Raw genomic sequence first — 22,988 nt, 5'->3', positions numbered from 1 at the left:
CGCCATGCAGCGTTTCAGGCGCATGCGAAGTTTACAGAAATTCGCCGCCGTCCACTCCTCCGTTTACAACCACTTCAACCAGGAAAGATCGTTAGCCAATCGAGACACCTTCAAGCTGACCCGCGCCGCCGCTCTTAGCGAGTGGCGTCAACTTTGTTCCGGATAAGTTCGCGATTTCTGCGGCAAACTGAGACTGGTTCGAATTCGTCTGACAGCACCCCCGAGAACGCAAGTGCCTACAAAATTCAGGCAAGCCACTGAATTTATAGAGTCAGTAGCAGGCTGATTGACCTGCATACATACCAAGACCTGCCCCTGCTGCGGTTGCCAGGGTTTTGCCAGTTCCGCCGCCGAATCGGTTTCCGACCACTCCCCCGAGTGCAGCGCCTCCTAGGACACCAGCAGCACAGCGAGCATCATGCTGCACCTGAGCCTGAGTTGGGGTCGTCGGTGCCCCACATGCAGCTAAGAGTAGTGAACCGCCAAGCGCGCAGGCTATCAATACCTTCTTCATACCGGTTGCCTTTCGAATTACCAAATGAGTCACCTGACTAGGTGGTTCTCGGCAGAATTTTGTACAAGGCTTCAGCGTCTGCGTGATTTGAGATTAACCAAATCTTAATGAAAGAAACCTTAGGTTAAGGGTCTTGTCAGAAGAACTTTGCTTGAGCGGGGCAGGGCGGTTGCGTAGCTTTTGCCCATGACCAGACCTGCCTCTTTCAAAACCTTTAAAACCAGTCCTGAGATCATCCGCTTGGCGGTGATGCTGTACATCCGATTCCCGCTCTCGCTTCGGATTGTCGAAGATCTGCTGCATGAGCGAGGCATCGACGTGAGCCACGAAACTGTCCGATATTGGTGGAACAGGTTCGGGCCGATGTTTGCTGCTGAGATTAGACGGAAGCGTGTTCAGCAACTGCGCGCCTTCTCCAAATGGAAGTGGCACGTGGACGAGGTTTTCGTGAAAGTGAATGGCAAGCGGCATTATCTTTGGCGGGCCGTTGATCATGAAGGCGAGGTGCTGGAAGCCATTGTTACCAAACGTCGAAACAAGCAGGCTGCACTGAAATTCCTCAGGAAATTGATGAAGCGGCACGGAAAAGCGGAAAACGTCGTCACGGATCGCTTCGCCTCACACAGAGCCGCGCTCAAAGAGCTTGGCGCTACCGAAAAACAAAGGACGGGCAGGTGGCTCAACAACCGCGTCGAGAATTCGCACCTGCCGTTTCGACGGCGTGAACGCGCCATGCAACGTTTCAGGCGCATGCGAAGTTTGCAGAAATTCGCCGCCGTCCATTCCTCCGTATACAACCACTTCAACCAGGAAAGATCGCTCGCCAGCCGAGACATCTTCAAGCTGACCCGCGCTGCCGCTCTTAGCGAGTGGCGTCAACTTTGTTCCGGATAAGTTCGCGATTTCTGCGGCAAACTGAGACTGGTTCGAATTCGTCTGACAGCACCGCGCTCAGAGAACTTGGTGCACCCGTAAAACAGCAAACAGGCAGGTGGCTCAATAACCGCGTCGAGAATTCGCATCTTCCGTTTCGACGACGCGAACGCGCCATGCAACGTTTCAGGCGCATGCGTAGTTTGAAGAATTTCGCGTCCGTTCTCTCCTTCGTCTACAATCACATCAACCAGGAAAGATCGCTAGCCAGCCGAGACACCTTCAAGCTGACACGCACCGCTGCTCTCGCCGAGTGGCGCAAGCTTGGTGCGGCATAAAGGGCAGCTATACTGGCCTACCAGAGACTGGTTCGAATTTGTCTGACAGCACCCTGGTTCGAATTTGTCTTACAGTACCCCTCGGACGCCTTTTGGTTCATTTGTCCTTATTTCGTAAACAACATTAACTGAACGTGAACAGTGTATTCCCAATGTGTTCAACTACTCTCCGGCATATTGTTTATATTGGATCAGACGGGTGGTGCCTGTGTGATTGCCAACAGGGGAAAAGCATGATCAAATCTGCCTTTGTGATTGAAGACTCCAGCATAAGAGCTGTGGCGCAAACCTCCGGTGAACTTGCCGAAGAATGTTTGCCAACTACGACCAATGCGAGCTGTGGCCGCTTCCCTCCTATAGAAAATGCACTAACCGATATCATTAAAAACAAGCGGTTTCTTGAGGCAAAAAACAAAGTCTGAAGGCAGTTCAGCAGACCCCCGACAATTCCCGATAATCGTCCAACCTATCGGAATTGAAAACTCAATCCCGCCCTGATCCAGGGCGGGGTTTCTTTTTGGGTTTACCGCAAACGAGGTCCGCCATAAGACCCCGCCTTAAGAAAAGTATGGGCCAGCCATTTGCACTTTTCCCAAAGCACGTGGCTGGCCCGACTTCCAGTACTTCCGTGAGTAGTGAGCACTGATTGAAAATCGTATTGGCGTTTTGAGGCCCTTTAATTAAAGGCCCAGCAACGACTTAACCTCTTCTTCAACTGCATCGGTGACTGGTTTGTTAGCTGCGGCTTCCAGAGCTTCACGTTCGGTCAATTCCTGTTCTTCGACAAGATCGGCCAGTTCCTGCACTTCTTCGGCTGCTTCGTCATATTCGATGGCAGCCTCCCTTTCATCGTTCAGGTTCTGCGCTTCCTCGACAGAGTCATCCAGTTCCTTACGCGCTTCTTCCAACTCGTTTTCGATCTCAGGATCAGTGCCACCGGCGTCTTCCAGTGCCTGTTCAAGATCTTCGACCCGTTGCCTATTGTTCTGGACATCATCCAGCGCGGCTTCCAGGTCTTCCTCAATTTCAGAAACTTCACGCTCTGGTGGCTCAAGCCCTGCAAATTCCTCCAACTGATCCGCGTATTCCTGACGCAGCGGTTCTCCGTCCAGTACCGTGTCGCGATAGTTGGCAATTCGACCTACGCGAGAATTGGGAGAAGCGTTTGCCAAAGCGGTTGCGCTTGCGTTGGCCGCGTTCAACGCGCCCAATTCAGACGGATGGGCCCCAAGAAGTGATGCTATCCTGTTGCCTTTGGTTCGAACGGCAGGGCGAAGAGACTTTTCGACAGCCGTGGTTCGAGAAATCCTTGTTTGTGACTTGGGCTTTTGCTTGCTGCCACCAAAGATACCACCCTTCTTAGATGTTGCAGTGGTCCTTGTTTTACCTTTCCCGCTGAACAGGTCTTTCAAAGAAAACCGATTGTTTTTCCCCGAAGTAGCACGTGCAGACTTAGTTTTTGTCTTGCCTTGGTTGGACGCCCCGGCCCTGCGGCCATCACGGGCTTTGCCAGCTTCTTTTCCGCCACTACTTTTGCCCGCCGAGCTGCGATCTCCACTCTTACCTTTGGCGGAGTCGCCTTTTCCGCCGCTGTTGCCTTTTCCACCACCGTTGCCTTTTCCGCCGCCTTCGCCGCCGCCTTTTCCGCCGCCCTTGCCTTCACCGCCGCCTTTTCCGCCACCGTTACCACCGCCTTTTCCACCGCCGTTGCCCTTGCCTTCTTTTGCATAGACAATATCCGGGGCGGCAAACGCGGCGACAATGGCCGACGATCCCAGCAGTGCTATCGCCAATGTAGTAGCTTTCAGAAGTCCCGATGTGGTGGCTTTCATGTCAATCTCCTTAATAGAACGCCCGCGGCCACCGGTTTTGTAGGACAAATCCCAGAGCCCATTCGTCTGCAGTGCGTATGAATCACTGATAGCTTGTGACATTTAACTTGAGAGCGCTTGAACGCAGGGCTAACTGCTTGTTCATCAATGGTTCATGTTGGGTTGGGTATTCTCGGCAGATAAGTGCGAGGGTTTGATGCGAGTGAAGTCGTTCTTGTTGGCAGCAAGCTTGGTGACTGCTTTTTCCAGTGGGGAAGCGGTTGCTGACACTCGCGAACTCAAACAAGGCGAACTGCGTAAAGCGACTCTGTCGGGAAACACAATCCGCTTGAAACGGGTTATCAAGGGCGTTGAAAAGGCTTTTGGAGGCACCCCGGTAGATGCGCGTGCATTTCTAGCGGACGAAATCTATTATCGTATTTTGGTTAAAAAACCAAATGGCAAGATCGTCAGTGTGGTGGTGAATGCCCAGACCGGTGCGGTGGTATCCAATCGATCCAGCGTAGGTCGTCAAATATCAAAGGCCGCGCAAACTAATTCCAAAAAAGCCAATAGCAATGGCCAGTCAAATAAGAGCCGCAGTTCCGCGGCCAGCCGTGGTGACAGCAGCAAGAGTAACAGCGGCGGTGGCAATGGCGGCGGTAACGGCGGTGGCAATGGCGGCGGTAACGGCGGTGGCAATGGCGGCGGTAACGGCGGAGGCAATGGCGGCGGTAACGGCGGAGGCAATGGCGGCGGTAACAGCGGAGGCAATGGCGGCGGTAACAGCGGCGGTAACAGCGGTGGCAATGGCGGCGGTAACAGCGGAGGTAATGGCGGCGGCAAAGGCAACGGCAAGAAATAGTACTTAAACCAATGCCGCTGTAGCTGTAGTTATTGTTTATGAGAGTACTTCTGGCCGAAGATGAACCGCAGCTGTGCGAGCAGATCAAAAAGCTTTTGGGCGCAGAAGGCCGCGTGGTAGATGTGGCCAACAATGGGACGGATGCGTTGCACTTGGGGGCGACCGAACCATATGACATGATCATTCTCGACATTGGGTTGCCAGAGCGTGACGGTATTTCCGTATTACGAGAATGGCGAAGCGCAGGCGTCAAAACTCCGGTACTGATTCTCACGGCTCGTGATGGGTGGAGTGAGCGTGTCGATGGCCTTGACGCAGGTGCGGATGATTATATGACCAAGCCATTTCACATGCCGGAACTGGCAGCACGCGTCCGAGCAATCCTGCGCAGACAGAGTGGCCAAATGAACCCGGTGATTGAAATGGGGGACGTCTCTCTTGATACGCGAAACGGACGCGCCAGCTTGGGTGGAATTCCCGTTGATCTGACCGCGCAGGAGATAGCTGTGCTGACATACCTTGCGCACAATATAGGACGCATGGTTTCACGAACTGAGTTGTCAGAGCATATTTACGAATATGACGGTGACAGGGACTCAAATACCATTGCCGTTTTCATAACCCGACTCCGTAAAAAATTAGGCCCGAACCTAATCACGACGGTCAGAGGACGCGGCTACATGATCGATACCGCGTGATGCTATCTCTGCGTCAGCGTGCCTTGCTAGGTGGTCTCGCCTCTGGCGCGTTGTCCGTAGGCGTCGGGACATTAGTTGTGCTGTCCTACATCAATACCCGCGTTCTGGAACAGTTCGACGAGACGTTGCGCGACAGGCACACGCAGCTTGTTGTTGGGCTTAGCGCCACCACGGATAACCCAGAAGCCTTGCGGGATTTGATGTTCGACCCAGGCTACAGCACGCCATTTTCAGGCAGATATTGGCAGGTGACGGATGGCAGTGGGGCTACCTTTACATCCGCCTCACTCTTTGACGAAACGATTGCAGAACCTTCAGATGCGGGCGAGGGGGCGGCGGTCTGGAATACTCTAGGGCCGGATAACGAAGCAGTCCGCAGTATCTACCAGAAGATCACATTCGAAGATGGAACAGAATGGGGAGTATCTGTTGCCGAAAGCAGGCTTGAACTGATCAGCGAACGCAGGGCTGCCCAAAATAACCTGCTTCCGGTTTTTGTGTTGATCGGCTTGATCGGAGTTGCCAGCTCACTTCTACTAATGTCTGCAATAATTGGCCCCTTAAGAAAGTTGCGCGAAGATGTAGGACATCGCTGGGACAAAGGGGACGATCTAAATCCAGAGAGTTATCCCGAAGAGGTTGCTCCACTCGTGGAGGACCTCAACCAATTGCTTCATCGAAATCGTGAGATTGTTTCTAGTTCCCGCAGGCAGGCGGCAGACCTGGCGCATGCACTTAAAACGCCCACGGCAATACTCCGAAATGAATTGGCAAGTTTGTCAGAAACTGGCGTAGACACAGTGCCTGCAGACGATGCTTTGAGTAGGATCGATGCTCAACTACAACGCTCTCTTGCGCGAATGCGGGCGTCAAATACGGCCGAGCTCACCCACTCAAAAACTGACCTTTCCAATTCAGTCGAGAGGTTGTCTCGATTGTTCTCTGTAATGGCAGAGCGTGAAGGTAAATCTCTCACGTCAGAGTGCGAACGTGGTCTTTGGGTCAGAATGGACGCCCAAGATTTAGAAGAGGTGATCGGTAACCTCCTCGACAACGCTCTCAAATGGAGTTGCGGAAAAATCCACTTGTCAGCCAAACGATGTGCAGACGGTATTGAACTTTGCATTGAGGACGACGGTCCTGGAATTCCAGAAGACGCCCGAAAAGAGGTGCTTCGGTCTGGGAGACGTCTGGATACCTCTGTCAGCGGAACAGGATTAGGGTTGGCTATATCCCTTGATCTTATAAATGCATACGGTGGCAAACTGGAGTTAGAGACATCGAAGCGCCTTGGCGGATTGGCTTGTCATACAATTGTTTCTGGATAGAAAAACGACAATTTTCTTTGCCGCCGGCGACGTGCACTGACCAAGTAAGTAGCGCGGTTTGTTGTGCTCCATAAGAGTTTTTTAACTGGCATAGCCAAGATGAGGTCGGTCTATTTTGATAGTCTGCTCCTGTTCTTTTCCAATCTGATTTCTTAGGCCTTTCGCCCAAAGGTCTTGGAGGCAAGATTTATAACCAGTAGATGAGGGTTACTGCGAGGGCTACGGCCGAGAGAAAGACCTTGGGAACGCGGTCATAGAACCTAAGTCGTTTGTCTTGCCGTAATGCTGTACTCACCAGTTTTCGACACTTGTGTAGACCCGGGACCTGAGGGGAATGGGGTCCACGCTTTCTTCACATCGCTCAGCCAGAAAAGAGCAGGTATGTCACCGCTCGTTTTTCGAACTTTGAAGAGGTTCACCGTGCGTAAACCAATGGGTTCTAACATTAAATAAGACTGGATCGAATTTGATTAACATTATCTTACGTTGATATAGCTAACGAAATCACTAGCCATAAAATCCCCGACATAGCGATAGATACACCCATAGGGTAGCCAGCTTTTGGTCGAAAGGCCCTCCAAGAACATTCAGGGTAGGCAAGAATATGACGACCAGAGACAACAATTAGCATTCCGGCGCCCATGGAGAATGCAAAACAATTAAAATAATGAAGAAGCCCATTGCTGGGAATAAAGAGAACCAGCGCGGCAATTGCCTTTACATCCCCGCCACCCCAAAGGCGAAATGCGAAGCCGATTGCTCCCAAGGCAAACACTATCAGCGCGCCTAGAAACCGATGCATACTTTCTTGAAAGGAAAGGTAGAATGGTGCTGACAACAAAAAGGCGAAAAGCAAAATCAGCACGAGTAGGTTAGATATTTTGAGGTTCTTCAGGTCATGCAGAGCCATTATTACCAACAACGGTGCAATCAGTATCAGCGGGCCTAACTGCTCGGTCTCAGGCGACATGTGATCCACCCAACTTTGACACTTGGGGTTTCACGGCCGGGGTAAGCAAATCATGAATCAATTCGGGTTGAGACGACGTACCTGTTTTGCCGTAGATATTGCGCAAATGCGTACGAAGAGTAGAAATCGAAATTGAAAGTTCGGATAACAAGGCGTCATTATTAAGGCCACGGGCTAACAACAAGCATACCCGATATTCGGCACGGCTCAGGCGGCAAGGGTTGTCCATAGATAGGATGTCCTTGACGTATTTCTTTACCGACTTTCTGCGCGCACTCGACAATTTCGCTTCGGAAAACCGCCCAAGGGACCTCTTTTTCCAACAATCAGAGAGTATTGGACCAATAAGCGCCAGAATGTTCTCCAATGCTGTAGAAATCGGGCGAGAGAAATGCAATTCCCAAAAGTCCGCGTCCCCATTTCGTCGTTCCAGCAATATCGAAACGGATTCCGACAGCCGACGGTTTTTATAAAGTTCGAAAAAATGCTCATGTTCAGCGAAATCATCAAGTGTACCAAACCAAGCAGATCCCGGCTTGGCCCGGCTCATATTCTTTCCGCAGACGATCGGTGCCACACAGAAATCAAAGCTGCCTGAATGGTCGTGCTGCGGATTGGCGTCATAGCTCAGTACTTTCGCTGAGCCCTTTCCGCACGCTAGGTCAACTCGGCTTATAGAGACAGCATCTGCTCCGATCATAAGCGCAGTTTCACGCAGCGCGTTCAACAAGGGAACGTTACCCTGTGAAGCCTGACAAAGAGCGGCGACAACTTTCATAAGTTCCTGGGTTTGTTCAATTGAACCCAGCGCAGAGTGATGCGCCGAAAACAAAACCTTCATACTATTTACCATTGGTCAAAACACGACCAACGCCTTTCCTTAGACAGTCCCACCCATCCAAATGTCTGGTCTTTTTAAGTGGCCGGCCCCCATATCTTTAGCTGTTTGCGTCCCGCTACTTTCGATTTTTGCATTCGGTTCATTTTAAACCGACGGTCTTTGGTGGACTTCGCTACTCAACCAAATGCCCGTTTTTTAAAGTGACCAGACTGCACATAAGTGCCTATTTACCTTGCACTATTTTGCGTCTTTGATCAAAGTGCGTTTGCAAAATGCTCTTCTTGCGCTTCAATCTGGGAACATTATCCATGTGACCTAATCATTGTTGCATTGCATTGGCGAATGCTACGCACCAAAGCCCCGGAAGTATCGAATCAGAGACGGTGCAGCAGTAATAATCATCAGGGTCGGCAACATCAGCGCAGCCAGAACTGCGGACATCTTTACGGGCAGTTGGTTGGCTAACTCCTGCGCTCTGTTTTCGCGCCAGTCTCTCATTTCCGAAGCGTAGGTCGTCAATGCATCCGACATACTTGTTCCAAACCGCATTGATTGCTGAACGACGGTGGCGAAAGACCGAATTTCGTCTACGCCGGTGCGTCGCGCCATCTCGGATAGTGCATCCCCGCGTGGCCGCCCGGCCTGAATCTCATGTTGTGTGCTCAAAAATTCAAATGCAAGATCCGGTGAAGCTGCGGCTAGTTCATTCCCAACCCGGGTCATCGCAGCGTCAAACCCAATTCCGGCCTGCAGAGAAATCTGCAAAAGATCGAGCGCATTTGGAAACGCGTCTCGGATCTTTTGTTGGCGCTCTTTTCTGCGGCGGTTCAGCCAGATTGCGGGAAGGAAATAGCCTACACCAGTTAACAACCCGACAAGCTGTATAGCATTGGAATTGCTGGTGCTTTCAAAGAAACCTGCAATTGAACTGGGAAATGGAATTCCGGGCGTTTTTGCAGCGACGATAAGCAAAGCCACAATCATCGGAATTAAAACTCCCAACCAGACTCGTGTCAGCGTGTAGATGCGTAAGGCGTTTGGGTTGGTCAGTCCGGCCTGAATCAATTTGTCTTCAATTTTGCGACGCTCAGACTGTCGGCTTGGAAGTGCAGCCTTAAAAAGGCCCTTTGGCGTAGCGACTGTCTCACGCAACAGGCCACGATCCTTGCGCGCGTCTAGCCGTTGAGCACGCAAGTTGGCGATACGGACCGCCGCAGGATGCCGTCGGCTAAGGGCTGAGCTTACCGCAAAAAAAACTAACAACACGCCAAGGCCAAAAACAGTTAATAAAATCGTTTCAGCAGGTAGGCCAAAGCGAAGTGACATCATTTCCAGAATGCGATCCATGTGACTCACCTCAAATGCGAAAATTAACAAGCTTGTACAGTACAACGACGTTGGAGATCATCAAAACCACAACCAGCACGGCGAGTTTGATGAACGCCGGATCGTCACTCACATCGGTGTAATATCCCGGCGCGTTGACAGACATTATGCCCATGATCACCAGTGGAATGATCGACAGCAGTACCCCGGACAGACGTCCTTCAGCGGAGATTGCCTTGATACGTCCGCGCAAAGCAATCCGTCTTCTGATAACAGTGGCAAGAACGGTAACGATCCGTTCAAGATCACCGCCGGTACCATGCTGGATTGCCATACTGGCAGCCAGGTATTGCGCGTCCTCCGAGCCAACACGGTCAGCGAAGTCCTGAACAGCATCAGGCAACTCGTCCCCGAAACTTATCTGGTCGAAGATAATCCCGAATTCAGTCCCGATTGGGTCTTGCATCTCATCCGCGACAGCTTTGATCGAGGTGTTTACCGGATGGCCAATTTTTAGTCCACGCGCCATGAGTTCCAAGGCGTCGGGTAACTGGCCGGTCAGGAGCTTTTGGCGCTCTGCCTGACGTGATTTGACAATCAGCGCGGGTACGACTGCGCCCAATACAAAGGCTATGGGAATAGCTTGCCAGACGGGAAAAAAGAATACGCCAGCGATAGCGACTACAGCAGTGCCAAATGCGGACAGTAGTAAAAAGTTCTGCGGCGATATTTGCAACCCTGCCTGGACCAGTGTTTCCGGCAGCTTTCCAAAAAACGGGACCCGAGACCAGAGTCCAGTGTGTGCGTCCGGGAGAAGAAGCGAAAGACGCTCTTCGTCAGACACGCCCCCCCGGACCATGCGCAAGCGGCGGTTGCGGGCCTCTGAGTGGTTTTCGCCTCTTCGAACCAAATGCAGAAAACCTGTGATGACCAGGAATATACCAACGAAAACGCATACGAGTGTCAGATAATTCAGGAGTTCTACGGTGTTGATATTAGGCATAACTTTAACCCCCTGATACCCGGAATGTTTCAGGCTCCAGATCGACGCCGGCGGCCGTGAGCAAATCAAAGCATTTCGGACGAATACCTGTCGGCACAAATTGCCCTATCACCTCGCCGGTTTCCGAGCGCCCCTTCTTCTGGAACACGAAGATGTCCTGCATTGTGATAATCTCACCTTCCATCCCGGTTATTTCCGAAATGCTGGTGACGCGGCGTGACCCATCCGCCAAGCGGGACAGATGTACTATAAAATGCAAACCAGACGCGATCTGGGATCGAATGGCTGCTGCCGGAAATTCTATCCCGGTCATAGTGACCATTTGCTCGATTCGCCCGAGTGAGTCACGCGCTGAATTCGCGTGGACAGTTGTCATTGAGCCATCATGCCCGGTGTTCATAGCTTGCAGCATGTCAAAGGTTTCTGCACCGCGAACCTCACCGACGATTATTCTGTCGGGGCGCATCCGGAGCGCATTGCGTACCAGATCGCGTTGAATGACCTGACCGTCGCCAGACGGGGAGGGCGGTCGCGTTTCCAGGCGGACGACATGATCCTGCTGAAGTTGCAATTCTGCCGCGTCTTCGATTGTTACAACACGCTCACCGTGATCGATGTAAGACGACAGGGCATTCAACATGGTTGTCTTGCCGGACCCTGTTCCGCCTGCAATCAAAACGTTGAGGCGCGCGTATACCAAGGATTGCAGAAACCGCGCAGCTCCTTCATTCAGCGCGCCATTCGCAACCAGCTTGTCCATTGTCAGTTTTGATTGTGAGAATTTTCGGATAGAGACGCTGGGACCGTCGATCGCACAGGGTCGGATAATCGCGTTCACGCGGCTTCCGTCCTCTAACCGTGCATCTACCCAAGGCTGGCGTTCGTCCACGCGGCGTCCAATTTTGCTGACAATCTTGTCAATGACGCGCAGCAAGTGTTTTTCGTCACGAAAACGCACCGGGGCTCGTTCCAGCAAACCAAAACGTTCAACGTATACAGTCTGATAACCGTTAACCAAAATGTCATTGATTGTAGGATCTGCCAAAAGAGGTTCCAACGGGCCAAATCCCAGAATTTCATCCAGAAGCTCGTCGACAATACGATTGAAGTCGTCCGTGTTAAGCGGCTTGCCCGTTTGAGATAGTGCGCTGCTGACCACCCCAGCCACCTCGCGGCGGAGCACATCTTTTTCGACTTTTTCGATTACCGAAAGGTTTAGTCGATCAAGTAACGCCTCGTGCAAAGTGCTTTTGAGTTCTAGCCAATCGGCCAATTGCTTGTCTTCAGCCGAGGGTTCGTCTTGAACTTCCTCGGCTTTCTGTTCTGAGTGATGGCTCAACTGGATAACTTCTGCCTCACTGGGGCGCCCGGCGCGTGCAAACTTTTCAAACATACCTTTTACTCCAATTAAGCAGCGTTGTTTTTGAGGTCTTTGGCCTCGCCACTCGTTTCACTCATTATCTTGCGCCCCATCATTCGGATCGATTTGGACAAGGCACAGTTGTTTGCCGACTGAGAAAGCAACTGTCCCTGATCCAGGGCTTGTTTTGCGTGACGGGCATCACAAGGCAGCCAATGCCGCAACTCGCGACCAAGTGCTTTTTGCGCTTCTACGTGATGACTTGAGCGAAAAGTCGGCTTCGCTTCCCGGCTGAACACGATCTCAACAGGAGGAGCGAGACGTTCCTTCGTGAAGAAGTCAATCAGGCGACAGGCTTGGCGGACCGAAGAAACCGAGCTGTCTCCGATCATTAACATCCGATCAGACGCGGTCACGACAGCACCAATCCAATCAACCAGAATGCGCGGCAGATCGATAACGACGTAATCGAAATCGTGACGCAATGCCTCGATTAGCGCGGTGACTTGTTCACGTGTCAGGGCGTCCAGAGGCATGAAATCCTCGGGTGCGCTAAGAACTTCCAGTCCGGATGCGTGTTGCACCAACGATTGTTGAAGGAAGGTCCGATCCGGATTCACACCTTGTTGGGCCATCCTCAATAGCCCAGAGGACGGTTCCAGGTCCAAGGCTGTAGCAACAGTTCCGAATTGCAGATCCAGGTCGACGATGGCGACTTTGTTCTGCGTCTTTTTCCTGAAAATGCCAGAGTAGCCTTGCAATTGGTCAGCAAGGTTAATTGTCAGCGTTGATGCGCCGATACCCCCACGGGCCGGACAAACACTGATAACTTGCCCCAAACGCTTTTTTTGAGGGTTGTAAATAGCCGGTAGCAGAGACTTGTCGACTGTAAGCTTTTGAATCTGTTCTCTTAGTTCCTCTGACCCTATGGGAAATGGTAGGATTTCGTCCACGCCCACCTTGTTCAGGGCTCGGGCATCAGACAAAGAGATATCTCGGTCACTGAGCGCAAGAATGGTAGCACTTGGGCCAGCACTACGACGCAGGTCGCTGACTATTTCCATATCCACATCTTCAGAAAGCGTGAACACCAAGAGATCATTGTTATTCAGCAACTGGCTCGCATGCCCGTTTACCGAAGATAATGTTCCGGTAAGCGTTTCGAGTGAATGATCCTCTAAGCGATCAACTGCCTTGGTGACTGAGCTAATGATCGCTTCGTTGTCAGAGATTAGGGCCAATGATTTGTGGGTCATATTGCAGCTCCTATTTTTTAACATTCAACCGTTGGTTCCGTTGGCGAGGTCTTCGCCTGGAAGGGTTGCGCTGAAATCGGAAAAAATCTTGAAATCCGTGGTTGCATCGGTCAGTGCATCGGTTTGGGGGGTATCACCACCCACCGCCAGGGCAGCAAGCGCCCCCAACGGAGATACGAACCGGAAAGGAAGCGCTTCGATGGTGACCGTGACGTTAGGCACATAGGGGCCGCCAAGGAAATTCATCTGGGGATCGAATTCGTAAGTGTATTCAATGTTTCCGGCGTCAAAATTGGCTGTAGGATCATTGGGAACTGCAAACTGAAGCATATTCCAAATTTCAGTCCTGGTGGTTTGCGCCGCGACGCCAGCGGGATCATCGCCATCGCAGGTCGAGTCCTCCAATGTAGGTGCAAAACAGACCCCAGTCGCAAAGCTGCAATTTGTACCAAAACGCGGTCCGGAAACATCGGTATAGCCGCCTCGGAAGTTGGTTGTTGGTATACCGTCGCAGGCGGGCGGCATAACGGCTGCCATTCTGGCTGCAACCTGGGCAGTTTTTTCCGCGGCTATATAGTGAAACGCGAGCCTTCCGAAGTCGATCAGGCCCAGAAAGATCAGAAGGAACAAGGGCAGGACAACCGCCATCTCCACGATGGTTGAACCGTCTTCATTGCGGGTTAGACGAGACACATCCCGCTTTATGCGATCAATACGATGGGTCATGGTCCAAACACCCGGCTGCGATCTGTTACAGTGGTCTGGATCTGCGTCCGTTCGGCGCCACCAACCAGTTGGAACAAAGGCGCAAACGGAAGATCCGAAATTGTCAGTGACGCAGTGAGAACGGCCACAGGTGTGGGCGAAACACGATATTCGCCAGAGGTCCCGACACATTCGAGTGAAAGATCGTCCAATCCTATGGTGATGTTTGTGGTCGAAAGCGACGACAGAGTGTTGGAGACAGCCGTCTGATAATCGCTGATCGCAGCACTTGGCGACGCCGCACACAGGTCGGACGGTGCAATTCTCCCGACGTATCGCGCGGTGTCCCGAACGCCTGTGATCGCATTTTGATAAGACCAGAACAAACGCCCACCCTCGGCGATCAAGGCAAATGTCGCCAACATGAGCGGAAGCAGGATCGCAAACTCTATAATGGATGCGCCCGATTGGTCCTTCTTAAGTCGAAGGGCTTCTTGTTGAATATATTTCGACAGTACAAACATGACCTTACTCATAAAGCTGAACCAGATCGTGAATTACGCCGCCGCCAGATCCGTCAGATACGATCTTGATGACCTCACCATAGATGACGGCGTTGGCGCCGGTGCTTCCCGCCTCGGACGGACGGATCAGGAACATCTCGATGAAACTTGTCACCGGGATAGAGCCCGATCCTCCGTTCAGCTCGCTTTCATAGGTGGCACAATCAATTCCAGCCACTGTGATGACACGACGACGGGGATTTGCGCGCGAGGGCGAAGGGGGCTGGCAAGCAGGCATGCTGCTTTCGGATTTGCCGCCAGCCGCCAGAATGGCTTCCAGTGCGGCTTGGTTGGCTACTTCTGCGTTATAAATTTCGTGCCGCGTTCCGTTTGTTGGGAACCAGACTGGAACACCAGTCGGAACGGGGTTGCTGAAATCTGCGCCGTAATTAATGGTCAGATAATCTTCGAGCCCCGTCGAAAAGTTGCCATCGCCAACGCGTGATGAGGGGCAACCGCCGGTATCGAAGCAGTCATCCAGAGGCAAACCAACCGTTGCAGTGGGATCAATCACGCCGTCAATTTCGTAGGGCGGGGCCTTTTCATTGGTGCAGTTGTTTCCGTTTGCAGACGTAATCCAACCGTCCAGAACATGCGGGGATGCGGCGAAGTTGTCGACGTCGTAGCGTCTGTCATTCTGGAATTGTCCGGCGCTTGCTTCAAATCTGTCAAACCGCGTGTTAAATCCTGCGATCATATTGCCAACACTCAGGCCAGGACGGGTTTCCACCGCCCGTTGACTAAAACACATGGACACAGCACGTGACGCGGCCAACGCACATGAGTCTTCCTGACCGGGCGGTACAGAAGCACAAGCGCCAGCAGTATCGATCGCCAGATTCTGGTTGGCGGAGAGAAAGCCGAAATTGCCCGGCCCCCATTGATCATTGCCGCCTTGGCTCACCATTTTGACAAGCTGGCCTTCAGACAAGTCCAAGCTTGGTTGAGGCAAGCAAATAAACATAGGAGTGATGTCGCAGGCCAACAACGTAAACCCTGCAACGGCTTCGGCACTTACAGTGGCGAAAGGGCGCGAATTACCGATGAGAGCCGCCGTTGCTGCCGCCAGAGGCGTCTCGACTTCGTGTGTGTCTACTGTCACGCGGACGAAAGATGCGATGGATGCGCTTGCGGCGTCGGAGGTGTCCAACAACTGCGCAGGTTGTGCAGGTTCCGTCGAATTGTCCGTCGGACTTTCATAGAACTGCAGCTGGTAGTCGGTAGAGCCGGAAAGAAGCTGATCCTTGTTGCGTACCCCAAACGTCTGGCGATCACGGATCATCCTCGCCGCTGCATTCGTCGCGCGAGTGATTGCGTCGGGCCGCCCATCCAATTCTCCAGCGGCCGCCAATGCCACGTTGTCCGCGAAGCTTTGCAATTCGGACTGAGTCGTAGTGACGCGTCCAATGTCAAAGGCGAGAGCCGCCATACCTATCATCGCCGACAGCGCCACTGCGACAAATACCAGGATCGCGCCATCTTCAGAGCGACGGAAATGACTTATGATATTTGCGAAGAACACGATTGACACTTTCTTTGACAGGTTCAATTGATGACGGCTTCGGTCACTTCGGTGCCGCGGCGAACGCGGATTACGGTTCGACGTACAGGTTCGTCTACGGCCGTTGGGGTTTTTGGTTCGTCAACAAGAAGATCATTCAGGCGTGTCATAGTTAGCGCCTTGTCTTCGGTGTCATCGATGGACCGTAACGTCAGACTCAGCCGACCCGCGCGTTGTGCCAAAGCCAGGCGTTGGACTTGATCAGGTGTGACTGCAACCGTGACCGTTCGCGCCACTACTGGCTGGTCGGTCTGCTCGTCAGATTCCTGATCGACGCCGATAACCCGAATATTCTGCAGAATGGTCACGGCTTGCATGTTCTTTTTCTCGCCGGTCGTCATCACGATATCGACACGGTCACCTGGCGTGACAAAACCCCCGACAGCTGTTTCAGCATCTACTTCGATCGCCATAGCACGGTGTTCCGCACCGATGGTTTGAACGATTGTGACCTTTTCACCAAAATCAGAAACCTTGTTACTCAGGATGAGCTCACCCTGAGTAATCGCTCGGCGAGCACGTCGGGTCGGCATGTTGGCGGCGGCGATCAGGTCGTCGTAGCCAGTAAAAACTCCAACGGGAAGAGCGCCACGGGGCCACTCGATTGTTGTCAACGCACCTGGGTTAATTTCCTCGCCAAATGAAATGTCGCGCGATGCCACGACCACGCTGACAGTCTCACTTTCAGTTCCGACACTGGTTGTTGTGGTGTCAAACCGGATGTAGTCGCGAGCGACGTAAACTGATCCTCCGGCTACGGCCAATCCCGTCAATGCAGTGAAAATGGCAGAAAGTCTCATCTCGTTCTCCTTCAGCTATTTCTTTGCGTTCATCGAATGAGCCGCTTTGAACGGTCACACTTTGCCGATGGATCAAGAAATCCCGTCATGGGTGGAAAGCACGCGGCACCACTTGCACCGCGTACTTTGCGTTCAAACAGGCGCTTACATCAGGCCTTCTGCTTCGGTGAATTGAGTGTTCACGTCAGCACCCAGGTTCGTCAGGGTGAGAACAGCGATGGCTGTGACGACGGTAAGTGCGACCCCGTACTCGACGATGGTCGCGCCGCGCTCATCACGTGCTAGGCTTTTCATGATTACATAAAGTTTCAACATTTTACTCTCCTAGAAAACTTATTAGTTTCACACTGTTGCCGTACAAATTAGCGGCGGTCTTACCCCCCCAACTTTCGACGGAGTATGCATCAATGGTACGGCCCTCGGGCTTGAGTACGCATCATTCAAAGCTGGGAGAAATACACGTATAGGGTGAATTACTTGGCACATGGGCTATTTTTCAGCCACGGATTTGCCCGATTTTGTTCGCGGGCGTCGCAACTGGAATTCTGATTCGAACCTAGTCAGAGAGGTCTTGTCAGAAGAATTTACCTTGGGGTGGGCAGGGGGCTTTCGTAGCCTCGGCTTGTGAGTAAATGATCGCCATTTAAGTACTTCAAAACCAGTCCTGAGATCATCCGTTGGCAGCGGTGCTTAAAACTAGGTTTTTACTTTCACTTCGGAAGGTCTTGTCAGAAGAACTTTGCTTGAGCGGGGCAGGGCGGTTGCGTAGCTTTTGCCCATGACCAGACCTGCCTCTTTCAAGTACTTCAAGACTAGTCCAGAGGTCATTCGCTTGGCTGTAATGCTGTACATCCGTTTCCCTCTCTCGGTTCGGAATGTCGAAGATTTGCTGCACGAACGCGGGATCGACGTTAGCCACGAAACCGTCCGATATTGGTGGAACAGATTCGGGCCGATGTTTACTGCTGAGATCAGACGGAAGCGTGTTCAGCAGCTGCGCACGTTCTCTAAATGGAAGTGGCACGTGGACGAGGTTTTCGTGAAGGTGAATGGCAAGCGGCATTATCTTTGGCGGGCCGTTGATCATGAAGGCGAGGTGCTGGAAGCCATTGTCATCAAACGCCGAAACAAGCAGGCTGCACTGAAATTCCTCAGGAAATTGATGCAGCGCCATGGTTGCGCCGATGAGATCGTGACGGATCGTTTTGCATCCTACAGGGCTGCCCTCAGAGAACTAGGATCGCTCGAAAAACAAAGGACGGGCAGGTGGCTCAACAACCGCGTTGAGAACTCGCACCTGCCGTTTCGACGACGCGAACGCGCGATGCAGCGTTTCAGGCGCATGCGAAGTTTACAGAAATTCGCCTCCGTCCATTTTTTTATCTACAACCACTTCAACCAGGAAAGATCGCTGACCAGCCGAGATACCTTCAAGCTGACCCGCGCCGCCGCTCTTGCCGAGTGGCGCGAACTTGGTGCGGCATAAAGGGCAGCTCTAATGGCATAGCTGAGACTGGTTCGAATTTGTCTGACAGCACCTTCGCTTCCGTCCACTCCTCCGTCTACAACCACTTCAACCAAGAAAGATCGCTAGCCAGTCGAGATACCTTCAAGCTGACGCGCTCCGCCGCTCTTGCCGAGGGGCGTCAGCTATCTTCCGGATAGGTTCGCGGTTTCCACGCCAAACTGAGACTGGTTCGAATTCGTCTGACAGCACCGGGCCAACTGCAGCGAAGGTCCGCTCTGAGCCCATTCTACTAAATGCTGTACGGTGCACGAATGTCCGATTGTGGGTGAAGCATCAACAGCCGCACGGGACCCGTTGGATCAAATCTCCCACTTCAAGCCTATTTCTTGTTCAGTGACCTCCCAAAGCCTTGCCATGACGGTTTTGTCATACGCGTGTGGGTTCAGTTTACCCTTGCCGACCGGGCCAACGACTTCTAAGCGGCCTGTTGGTCCGTAGAGTGCGCGTTGTTCGGTCAAAGTCTCTTCTGTGGCGCACATGACTTCGGGATAGGACCCTTGCTCGGCCGTTTGAACCATCGGTGTCTTGGTCATCAGCAACCAGATGAACCGCATCGTCCGGCTGCCGCTCGTACTGATCAGTGACGTTGCCGACGAGCCGGGATGGCAGACATAAACCTCGACCTCGGTGCGCCCGGCGGTGGCAAGCCTGTCCTGTAATTCATAAGCGAACATCATTTGCGCCAACTTGCTTTGCGAGTATGCGGTGTTCGGGCCATAACCCTCCTCCCAGTTCATATCGCCGAACTTGATCGTCTTCAGACCCATGTTGTAGCCGAGACTGGCGACAACAACGATCCGACCTTTCGAGGCTTCGATCCGCTCAAACAGAAGACCACAGAGTAGGAAGTGACCGTAATGGTTGGTGCCGAGCTGGCTCTCGAACCCATCTTCTGTCAGCCTGCGGGTTGGCACCTGCGCGATGGCAGCATTGCAGATGAGCGCATCAATCTGGGGAACGGAATTTAGAACCTCGTCCGCAGCTTCACGTACGCTTACGAGCGAGGCCAGGTCCATGCGAATAAAGATCACTTCTGCTTCACTGCCGAACTCACTCTTCAGGTCCGCAACAGCCGCCTGAGATTTTTCAGTCGAACGGTTCAACATTACAACCTTAGCGTTCTTCTTAAGAAGCGTCCGCGCGGCCTGTAACCCGGCACCGGTGTTGGCACCCGTGATGAGGTAGGTCTTGCCGGAGAGATCGCCGAGGCGCTCAGGCATCCAGCCTTTGGGTCCAAATGTGGTATCTGGCATTTTTTGCCTCCTATCCGCGTTGGCGCATGGGCCGAGTGAAATTTGTTAAAGCATGGAAATGCTGATAGCTCTCGCCAGAGCGTAGAAACAGGCGAGATTATCGCAAATACTTGCCCGATTGTATCAAGGTGGTTGTCAGCATCGATTTGGAGCCTTTACAACGCTCTTATGAGCAAGGATCAGATCAAGCAAATCATCGCAGACCGAACCGCAGCGGACGGTCTGACCGAGACGGGCATCAAGGGTGTACGGCTGTTTCGCGCCACGCAATCAATCCCCTGTGTTCCAGCCGTTTACGAGCCCTGTATCGTGGCCATCGTGAGTGGTGTGAAGGAAGCGGTTCTGGGTGGCCGAAGATACGAATACGACAACAGTCAATATCTCTGCTGTCCAATGTCGATGCCGGTCAAGGCGGGGACGCCTTTGGCCTCGCATGACAACCCTCTCTACGGGGTTATGATCTCGCTGGAACAACGTGTTATGGCCGAGCTGGCGATGGAGATGGAAAATGCCGGGGGCGTTCTGCCTTCGGTCAAAGGAGGACTGCGGGAGCCGGGAATTAGGCTCGCGCGATGGGACGATTGGTTCACCGAAGCGCTGCTGCGGCTACTGCGGCTCGGAGACAGCGAGACGGATACAGCGGTTCTCGGCGAGGCGCGATTGCGTGAGCTGCTCTATTCGATCCTGAAGGGAGAAGCTGGCACCTTCGCACGGCAGGCATTCGGTGCTGGCAACGCCATCGCACGTTCCATTGCGCACGTGTCGTCACAATTGGATGCGCCGATCTCGATTGACGATATGGCAAGCCGAGCGGGCATGAGCCGGGCGGTCTTCCATCGCAAATTCAAGCAGGTCACGACGATGGCACCAATCCAGTTCGTTAAGTCGATGCGCCTCAACATCGCCGCCATGAAGATCGCGGGCGGGATGCCTGTGAACGAAGCCGCAATGGACGTTGGTTATGTCAGCCCGTCCCAATTCAGTCGTGAGTTCAGGCGCATGTATGGGCAATCGCCGAGGCAATGGGGAGAGGCACAGAAACTACTGGTCAAAGTTGCTTGAGGCTGACTTGCGTGAGCAGAGCGGACCTTGGAGCCACCGCAGCGAACGGAAGCTTTGTCCGCAAAGCAGACGTTCAAGCAAGTTGCAGTGAATCACCGCGTGGAGCTCAAAGACGACATAGATACAGATTTTGAGAGCTGCTTTTGTCGCTCAGGGTGAAAAACTGACTTTCGCAGCAACCGCAAAACCTCGCGTTGACTTTAACTGGTTTTGGGTTCCGAGTGAAATTAGAAACAGCTTACAGGACTATGGGAAGCTCAAGCGTAATGCTCGCTCCTTTTTCGACTTGGTTGATTTCGACCATTCCTCCGTGGCGCTCCGCCACTGCAGAGACGATTGACAACCCCAATCCGCTGCCCTCGGAATACTCCAATTGAGAAAACCGATTGAATGCCGCTTCGCTTTGGTCCGGCGAAAGGCCAGCACCATCATCGGTCACAGTCAGGTTGGCGTATTTGCCGTCACACCGCAGCGCAACTGAAACTTGGCTCAACATAGTGCCACCGTGTTTGACTGCGTTGTCCAACAGGTTCTTTAGAGCCTCAATCAGAAAAACCCGGTCGCCAAATACCGTGACCGCCGTCTCGGGTATCGTGACATCAAACTCGATACCCCTTGCGAGGATGTGAACTCCCATCTCCGCGCAGGCCTCTTCCACGACCGAGCGGAAGTCAATTTTATCCATTTGGTCTTGGTGCGTCGGCTGCCTGAGCCTTTCTAGTGATAACAATTGTTCAGCCGCCGTCGCTGAGTTTTTTGCAGCAGCCACAAGCTCTGAGATGCGTTTTTCTCGGTCGTCATCCGTTTTCGCGTCCTGCAGCGCTTCGGCCATCGACTGCACGGCGGCCGCTGGATTCCGCAGCTGATGTGCAGCTTCGGAAATAAACACTTGATGGGCGTTGATACTTTTTTCCACCTGCCCAAAAAGCCGGTTCAGGGTTCTGACGACTCCTTGAACTTCGAGTGGGACAGAGCGCTTAATCTCACTGAGGTCATCCGGTGAACGCAGGTCAATTGCGTCTTGCAAATCCAACAAGGGCCTAAGGCCACGAGCGACGCCGAACCATACCACAATGGCGAGGGTGGCCAGCAGAATTCCCATGAGAATTCCTGCGCGGATTGACAGTTCATTCGCAAACGCATTGCGATCCGCCATACGTTGCCAGACTGTAACTGTCGCATCTCCGATTAAATTGTCTATGGTCACTCGTTCCGTCATCTTAAGAACGCGAACTGGTTCCTGGCGGTAGAGCGCTTCGAAAAACTGCGGTTTATACACCTCTTGAGCAGACAGGTTGGTGGTTGCCGGAGGGTAGGCATAGCCTGTTACATAGATGCCGCCGGGCCCCGTCACATGGTAAAAAATCTCTCCGCCCGACGCGTCGCGGATCATGCTGCGCGTAGTTGGTGAAAGCGCGTCACCCCCAGAAATCGCAACATCTCGCGATATTGCGAGGCCCGCAGATAGCAGGCTATCGTCGAACAATTCCTTTGCCGTATTCTGGGCGATCATAAAACGCCAAAGACCAAGCAGAGCGGCAATTAGTACCAAGGGGGTAAGGATAAGAATGAAAAGTCTTAACCTAAGCGAGCCGTGATTGATCACTTCTGCACCTCAAGCAAATACCCCAGACCACGGGCTGTCTTTATTCTAATTCCCAGATCTTGAAGACGTTTTCTCAGCCGAGATACATGAGGCTCAACGGCCGAGGCCTCGACATCTGCACCCACGCCATAGACATAATCTGTGAGTTGGCTTTTGGGAACAATTCTGCCCCGGCGCTCCAACAAGCATTCAAGCACCGCGATTTCTCGCCGCGGAATATCCATAACTTCGCCCTTCACGCTAACCTGACGGGCAGCGCGGTCGAATTCTAGGCCACCGATGCTCTCCTTTGCTCCGTAGTCGAGTTCTTTGCGTCGAGAAAGCGCCCGGATGCGTGCTTCCAATTCGTCCATTTCGAATGGCTTAACCAGATAGTCATCGGCACCCATGTCCAAACCCGAAACCCGGTCGCTTGTTTCGGCGCGCGCGGTAAGCAGGATCACTGGTACCCCGTCACCACGGTTGCGAAGAGATTTCAGGATCTCCAGCCCTGACTGTCCCGGTAGATTGATATCCAGAACAACCAAGTCTGCGCCCTCTTGTGCAAGATACAAGTCAGCCTCATCGCCATCCACAAGCACTTCTGCTGCATGTCCCCGGTCACGAAGGCGGTAAGCAATAGCTTTGGCGAGGGTCTCGTTGTCTTCGACGATGACAATCCGCATCGGGTCTCCTGCAAGTTTCGCGCAAGGTTGGCGCTCCATGATTGCCAGATGGGAGGGGGAAT

General features: G+C 52.8%; 24 protein-coding genes and 3 pseudogenes. 10 read left to right on the top strand and 17 right to left on the bottom strand.

Going from position 1 to position 22,988, the window contains the following annotated elements:
• Positions 1–166, top strand: a pseudogene (locus ACR0ER_RS22445) (IS6 family transposase); the annotation flags it as partial.
• A 105-nt stretch (positions 167–271) separates the two neighbouring features.
• Here the strand turns inward: ACR0ER_RS22445 and ACR0ER_RS22440 are convergent.
• Positions 272–514, bottom strand: a complete 243-nt coding sequence (locus ACR0ER_RS22440) for a glycine zipper 2TM domain-containing protein (RefSeq protein ID WP_170329814.1) — start codon at positions 512–514, stop codon at positions 272–274.
• Positions 515–607: 93 nt separating this feature from the next.
• Positions 608–841, bottom strand: a complete 234-nt coding sequence (locus ACR0ER_RS22435; RefSeq protein WP_480770809.1) for a hypothetical protein — start codon at positions 839–841, stop codon at positions 608–610.
• On the opposite strand from ACR0ER_RS22435, the gene ACR0ER_RS22430 reads away from it, so the two are divergent.
• From ACR0ER_RS22430 to ACR0ER_RS22420, 3 genes and pseudogenes are all read left to right on the top strand, one after another.
• On the top strand, positions 761–1,408 hold the full coding sequence (locus tag ACR0ER_RS22430; protein WP_480770808.1) for an IS6 family transposase: 648 nt from the start codon (positions 761–763) through the stop codon (positions 1,406–1,408). The two genes, ACR0ER_RS22435 and ACR0ER_RS22430, sit on opposite strands and share 81 nt — an antisense overlap.
• A gap of 38 nt (positions 1,409–1,446) precedes the next feature.
• Positions 1,447–1,725: pseudogene (locus ACR0ER_RS22425) on the top strand (DDE-type integrase/transposase/recombinase); the annotation flags it as partial.
• Positions 1,726–1,958: 233 nt separating this feature from the next.
• Positions 1,959–2,147, top strand: a complete 189-nt coding sequence (locus ACR0ER_RS22420) for a hypothetical protein (RefSeq protein ID WP_480770807.1) — start codon at positions 1,959–1,961, stop codon at positions 2,145–2,147.
• A 258-nt stretch (positions 2,148–2,405) separates the two neighbouring features.
• Here ACR0ER_RS22420 and ACR0ER_RS22415 read toward each other — a convergent pair whose 3' ends face one another.
• Complete coding sequence (locus ACR0ER_RS22415) at positions 2,406–3,557, bottom strand: hypothetical protein (RefSeq protein WP_480770806.1); 1,152 nt, start codon at positions 3,555–3,557, stop codon at positions 2,406–2,408.
• Between the two features lie 154 nt (positions 3,558–3,711).
• Between ACR0ER_RS22415 and ACR0ER_RS22410 the strand changes: the two genes are divergently transcribed.
• The 3 genes from ACR0ER_RS22410 to ACR0ER_RS22400 all read left to right on the top strand — a co-directional run bounded on the left by ACR0ER_RS22410 (position 3,712) and on the right by ACR0ER_RS22400 (position 6,427).
• Positions 3,712–4,401: a PepSY domain-containing protein gene (locus ACR0ER_RS22410; protein WP_480770805.1), complete on the top strand. Its 690-nt coding sequence runs from the start codon at positions 3,712–3,714 to the stop codon at positions 4,399–4,401.
• Between the two features lie 38 nt (positions 4,402–4,439).
• Positions 4,440–5,099 carry a response regulator transcription factor gene (locus ACR0ER_RS22405; protein ID WP_170336929.1) on the top strand — a complete coding sequence of 220 codons (660 nt, stop codon included), beginning with the start codon at positions 4,440–4,442 and terminating at the stop codon, positions 5,097–5,099.
• A 77-nt stretch (positions 5,100–5,176) separates the two neighbouring features.
• Complete coding sequence (locus tag ACR0ER_RS22400; protein ID WP_480770804.1) at positions 5,177–6,427, top strand: sensor histidine kinase; 1,251 nt, start codon at positions 5,177–5,179, stop codon at positions 6,425–6,427.
• A 481-nt stretch (positions 6,428–6,908) separates the two neighbouring features.
• Here ACR0ER_RS22400 and ACR0ER_RS22395 read toward each other — a convergent pair whose 3' ends face one another.
• The 11 genes from ACR0ER_RS22395 to ACR0ER_RS22345 all read right to left on the bottom strand — a co-directional run bounded on the left by ACR0ER_RS22395 (position 6,909) and on the right by ACR0ER_RS22345 (position 17,127).
• Positions 6,909–7,397 carry an A24 family peptidase gene (locus ACR0ER_RS22395; protein ID WP_480770803.1) on the bottom strand — a complete coding sequence of 163 codons (489 nt, stop codon included), beginning with the start codon at positions 7,395–7,397 and terminating at the stop codon, positions 6,909–6,911.
• On the bottom strand, positions 7,387–8,238 hold the full coding sequence (locus ACR0ER_RS22390) for a helix-turn-helix transcriptional regulator (RefSeq protein WP_480770802.1): 852 nt from the start codon (positions 8,236–8,238) through the stop codon (positions 7,387–7,389). Before ACR0ER_RS22390 ends, ACR0ER_RS22395 begins: the two co-directional genes overlap by 11 nt.
• A 345-nt stretch (positions 8,239–8,583) precedes the next feature.
• Positions 8,584–9,585, bottom strand: a complete 1,002-nt coding sequence (locus ACR0ER_RS22385) for a type II secretion system F family protein (protein WP_480770801.1) — start codon at positions 9,583–9,585, stop codon at positions 8,584–8,586.
• A 10-nt stretch (positions 9,586–9,595) separates the two neighbouring features.
• Positions 9,596–10,567 carry a type II secretion system F family protein gene (locus tag ACR0ER_RS22380; protein ID WP_480770800.1) on the bottom strand — a complete coding sequence of 324 codons (972 nt, stop codon included), beginning with the start codon at positions 10,565–10,567 and terminating at the stop codon, positions 9,596–9,598.
• Positions 10,568–10,571: 4 nt separating this feature from the next.
• Positions 10,572–11,960 (bottom strand): TadA family conjugal transfer-associated ATPase, encoded by a 1,389-nt coding sequence (locus ACR0ER_RS22375; RefSeq protein WP_480770799.1) that lies wholly within the window; start codon positions 11,958–11,960, stop codon positions 10,572–10,574.
• A gap of 14 nt (positions 11,961–11,974) precedes the next feature.
• Positions 11,975–13,183, bottom strand: a complete 1,209-nt coding sequence (locus tag ACR0ER_RS22370; RefSeq protein WP_480770798.1) for a CpaE/TadZ family protein — start codon at positions 13,181–13,183, stop codon at positions 11,975–11,977.
• A 24-nt stretch (positions 13,184–13,207) separates the two neighbouring features.
• On the bottom strand, positions 13,208–13,909 hold the full coding sequence (locus tag ACR0ER_RS22365) for a TadE/TadG family type IV pilus assembly protein (RefSeq protein ID WP_480770797.1): 702 nt from the start codon (positions 13,907–13,909) through the stop codon (positions 13,208–13,210).
• Positions 13,906–14,412, bottom strand: coding sequence for a TadE/TadG family type IV pilus assembly protein (locus ACR0ER_RS22360; RefSeq protein WP_480770796.1), 507 nt, complete (start codon positions 14,410–14,412; stop codon positions 13,906–13,908). Before ACR0ER_RS22360 ends, ACR0ER_RS22365 begins: the two co-directional genes overlap by 4 nt.
• 4 nt (positions 14,413–14,416) lie before the next feature.
• Entirely contained in the window at positions 14,417–15,973 is a 1,557-nt protein-coding gene (locus tag ACR0ER_RS22355; RefSeq protein WP_480770795.1) for a pilus assembly protein TadG-related protein, read from the bottom strand.
• A gap of 23 nt (positions 15,974–15,996) precedes the next feature.
• A complete protein-coding gene (gene cpaB, locus ACR0ER_RS22350) occupies positions 15,997–16,812 on the bottom strand; it encodes a Flp pilus assembly protein CpaB (protein ID WP_480770794.1) in 816 nt (271 codons plus the stop codon).
• Between the two features lie 144 nt (positions 16,813–16,956).
• A complete protein-coding gene (locus tag ACR0ER_RS22345; RefSeq protein WP_480770793.1) occupies positions 16,957–17,127 on the bottom strand; it encodes a Flp family type IVb pilin in 171 nt (56 codons plus the stop codon).
• 463 nt (positions 17,128–17,590) lie between these two features.
• Between ACR0ER_RS22345 and ACR0ER_RS22340 the strand changes: the two genes are divergently transcribed.
• Entirely contained in the window at positions 17,591–18,298 is a 708-nt protein-coding gene (locus ACR0ER_RS22340) for an IS6 family transposase (RefSeq protein ID WP_480770792.1), read from the top strand.
• Between the two features lie 53 nt (positions 18,299–18,351).
• A pseudogene (locus tag ACR0ER_RS22335) lies at positions 18,352–18,477 on the top strand (IS6 family transposase); the annotation flags it as partial.
• Between the two features lie 162 nt (positions 18,478–18,639).
• Here ACR0ER_RS22335 and ACR0ER_RS22330 read toward each other — a convergent pair.
• Positions 18,640–19,593, bottom strand: a complete 954-nt coding sequence (locus ACR0ER_RS22330; protein WP_480770791.1) for an SDR family oxidoreductase — start codon at positions 19,591–19,593, stop codon at positions 18,640–18,642.
• A 168-nt stretch (positions 19,594–19,761) separates the two neighbouring features.
• Between ACR0ER_RS22330 and ACR0ER_RS22325 the strand changes: the two genes are divergently transcribed.
• Positions 19,762–20,655: an AraC family transcriptional regulator gene (locus ACR0ER_RS22325; RefSeq protein ID WP_480770790.1), complete on the top strand. Its 894-nt coding sequence runs from the start codon at positions 19,762–19,764 to the stop codon at positions 20,653–20,655.
• Positions 20,656–20,893: 238 nt separating this feature from the next.
• On the opposite strand, the gene ACR0ER_RS22320 is transcribed toward ACR0ER_RS22325, so the two are convergent.
• Both ACR0ER_RS22320 and ACR0ER_RS22315 read right to left on the bottom strand, forming a co-directional pair.
• Complete coding sequence (locus tag ACR0ER_RS22320; RefSeq protein ID WP_480770789.1) at positions 20,894–22,261, bottom strand: sensor histidine kinase; 1,368 nt, start codon at positions 22,259–22,261, stop codon at positions 20,894–20,896.
• Positions 22,258–22,926, bottom strand: coding sequence for a response regulator transcription factor (locus ACR0ER_RS22315; protein ID WP_480770788.1), 669 nt, complete (start codon positions 22,924–22,926; stop codon positions 22,258–22,260). The genes ACR0ER_RS22320 and ACR0ER_RS22315 overlap by 4 nt, the downstream gene beginning before the upstream one ends.
• Between the last annotated feature and the right edge of the window lie 62 nt (positions 22,927–22,988).

The organism is Ruegeria sp. CH8 (genome assembly GCF_056536985.1).
The sequence above is the reverse complement of the archived record's forward strand: the minus strand, read 5'-3'. Positions and strand labels throughout refer to the sequence as shown.

Excerpts from the sequence above, each read along its gene's own strand:
- ACR0ER_RS22395 (WP_480770803.1), bottom strand. The coding sequence starts at position 7,397 with ATGTCGCCTGAGACCGAGCAGTTAGGCCCGCTGATACTGATTGCACCG.
- ACR0ER_RS22420 (WP_480770807.1), top strand. The coding sequence starts at position 1,959 with ATGATCAAATCTGCCTTTGTGATTGAAGACTCCAGCATAAGAGCTGTG.
- ACR0ER_RS22370 (WP_480770798.1), bottom strand. The coding sequence starts at position 13,183 with ATGACCCACAAATCATTGGCCCTAATCTCTGACAACGAAGCGATCATT.
- cpaB (WP_480770794.1), bottom strand. The coding sequence starts at position 16,812 with ATGAGACTTTCTGCCATTTTCACTGCATTGACGGGATTGGCCGTAGCC.
- ACR0ER_RS22390 (WP_480770802.1), bottom strand. The coding sequence starts at position 8,238 with ATGAAGGTTTTGTTTTCGGCGCATCACTCTGCGCTGGGTTCAATTGAA.
- ACR0ER_RS22315 (WP_480770788.1), bottom strand. The coding sequence starts at position 22,926 with ATGCGGATTGTCATCGTCGAAGACAACGAGACCCTCGCCAAAGCTATT.
- ACR0ER_RS22330 (WP_480770791.1), bottom strand. The coding sequence starts at position 19,593 with ATGCCAGATACCACATTTGGACCCAAAGGCTGGATGCCTGAGCGCCTC.
- ACR0ER_RS22325 (WP_480770790.1), top strand. The coding sequence starts at position 19,762 with ATGAGCAAGGATCAGATCAAGCAAATCATCGCAGACCGAACCGCAGCG.
- ACR0ER_RS22440 (WP_170329814.1), bottom strand. The coding sequence starts at position 514 with ATGAAGAAGGTATTGATAGCCTGCGCGCTTGGCGGTTCACTACTCTTA.
- ACR0ER_RS22405 (WP_170336929.1), top strand. The coding sequence starts at position 4,440 with ATGAGAGTACTTCTGGCCGAAGATGAACCGCAGCTGTGCGAGCAGATC.
- ACR0ER_RS22410 (WP_480770805.1), top strand. The coding sequence starts at position 3,712 with ATGTTGGGTTGGGTATTCTCGGCAGATAAGTGCGAGGGTTTGATGCGA.
- ACR0ER_RS22345 (WP_480770793.1), bottom strand. The coding sequence starts at position 17,127 with ATGTTGAAACTTTATGTAATCATGAAAAGCCTAGCACGTGATGAGCGC.
- ACR0ER_RS22415 (WP_480770806.1), bottom strand. The coding sequence starts at position 3,557 with ATGAAAGCCACCACATCGGGACTTCTGAAAGCTACTACATTGGCGATA.
- ACR0ER_RS22375 (WP_480770799.1), bottom strand. The coding sequence starts at position 11,960 with ATGTTTGAAAAGTTTGCACGCGCCGGGCGCCCCAGTGAGGCAGAAGTT.
- ACR0ER_RS22385 (WP_480770801.1), bottom strand. The coding sequence starts at position 9,585 with ATGGATCGCATTCTGGAAATGATGTCACTTCGCTTTGGCCTACCTGCT.
- ACR0ER_RS22360 (WP_480770796.1), bottom strand. The coding sequence starts at position 14,412 with ATGTTTGTACTGTCGAAATATATTCAACAAGAAGCCCTTCGACTTAAG.
- ACR0ER_RS22380 (WP_480770800.1), bottom strand. The coding sequence starts at position 10,567 with ATGCCTAATATCAACACCGTAGAACTCCTGAATTATCTGACACTCGTA.
- ACR0ER_RS22340 (WP_480770792.1), top strand. The coding sequence starts at position 17,591 with ATGACCAGACCTGCCTCTTTCAAGTACTTCAAGACTAGTCCAGAGGTC.
- ACR0ER_RS22365 (WP_480770797.1), bottom strand. The coding sequence starts at position 13,909 with ATGACCCATCGTATTGATCGCATAAAGCGGGATGTGTCTCGTCTAACC.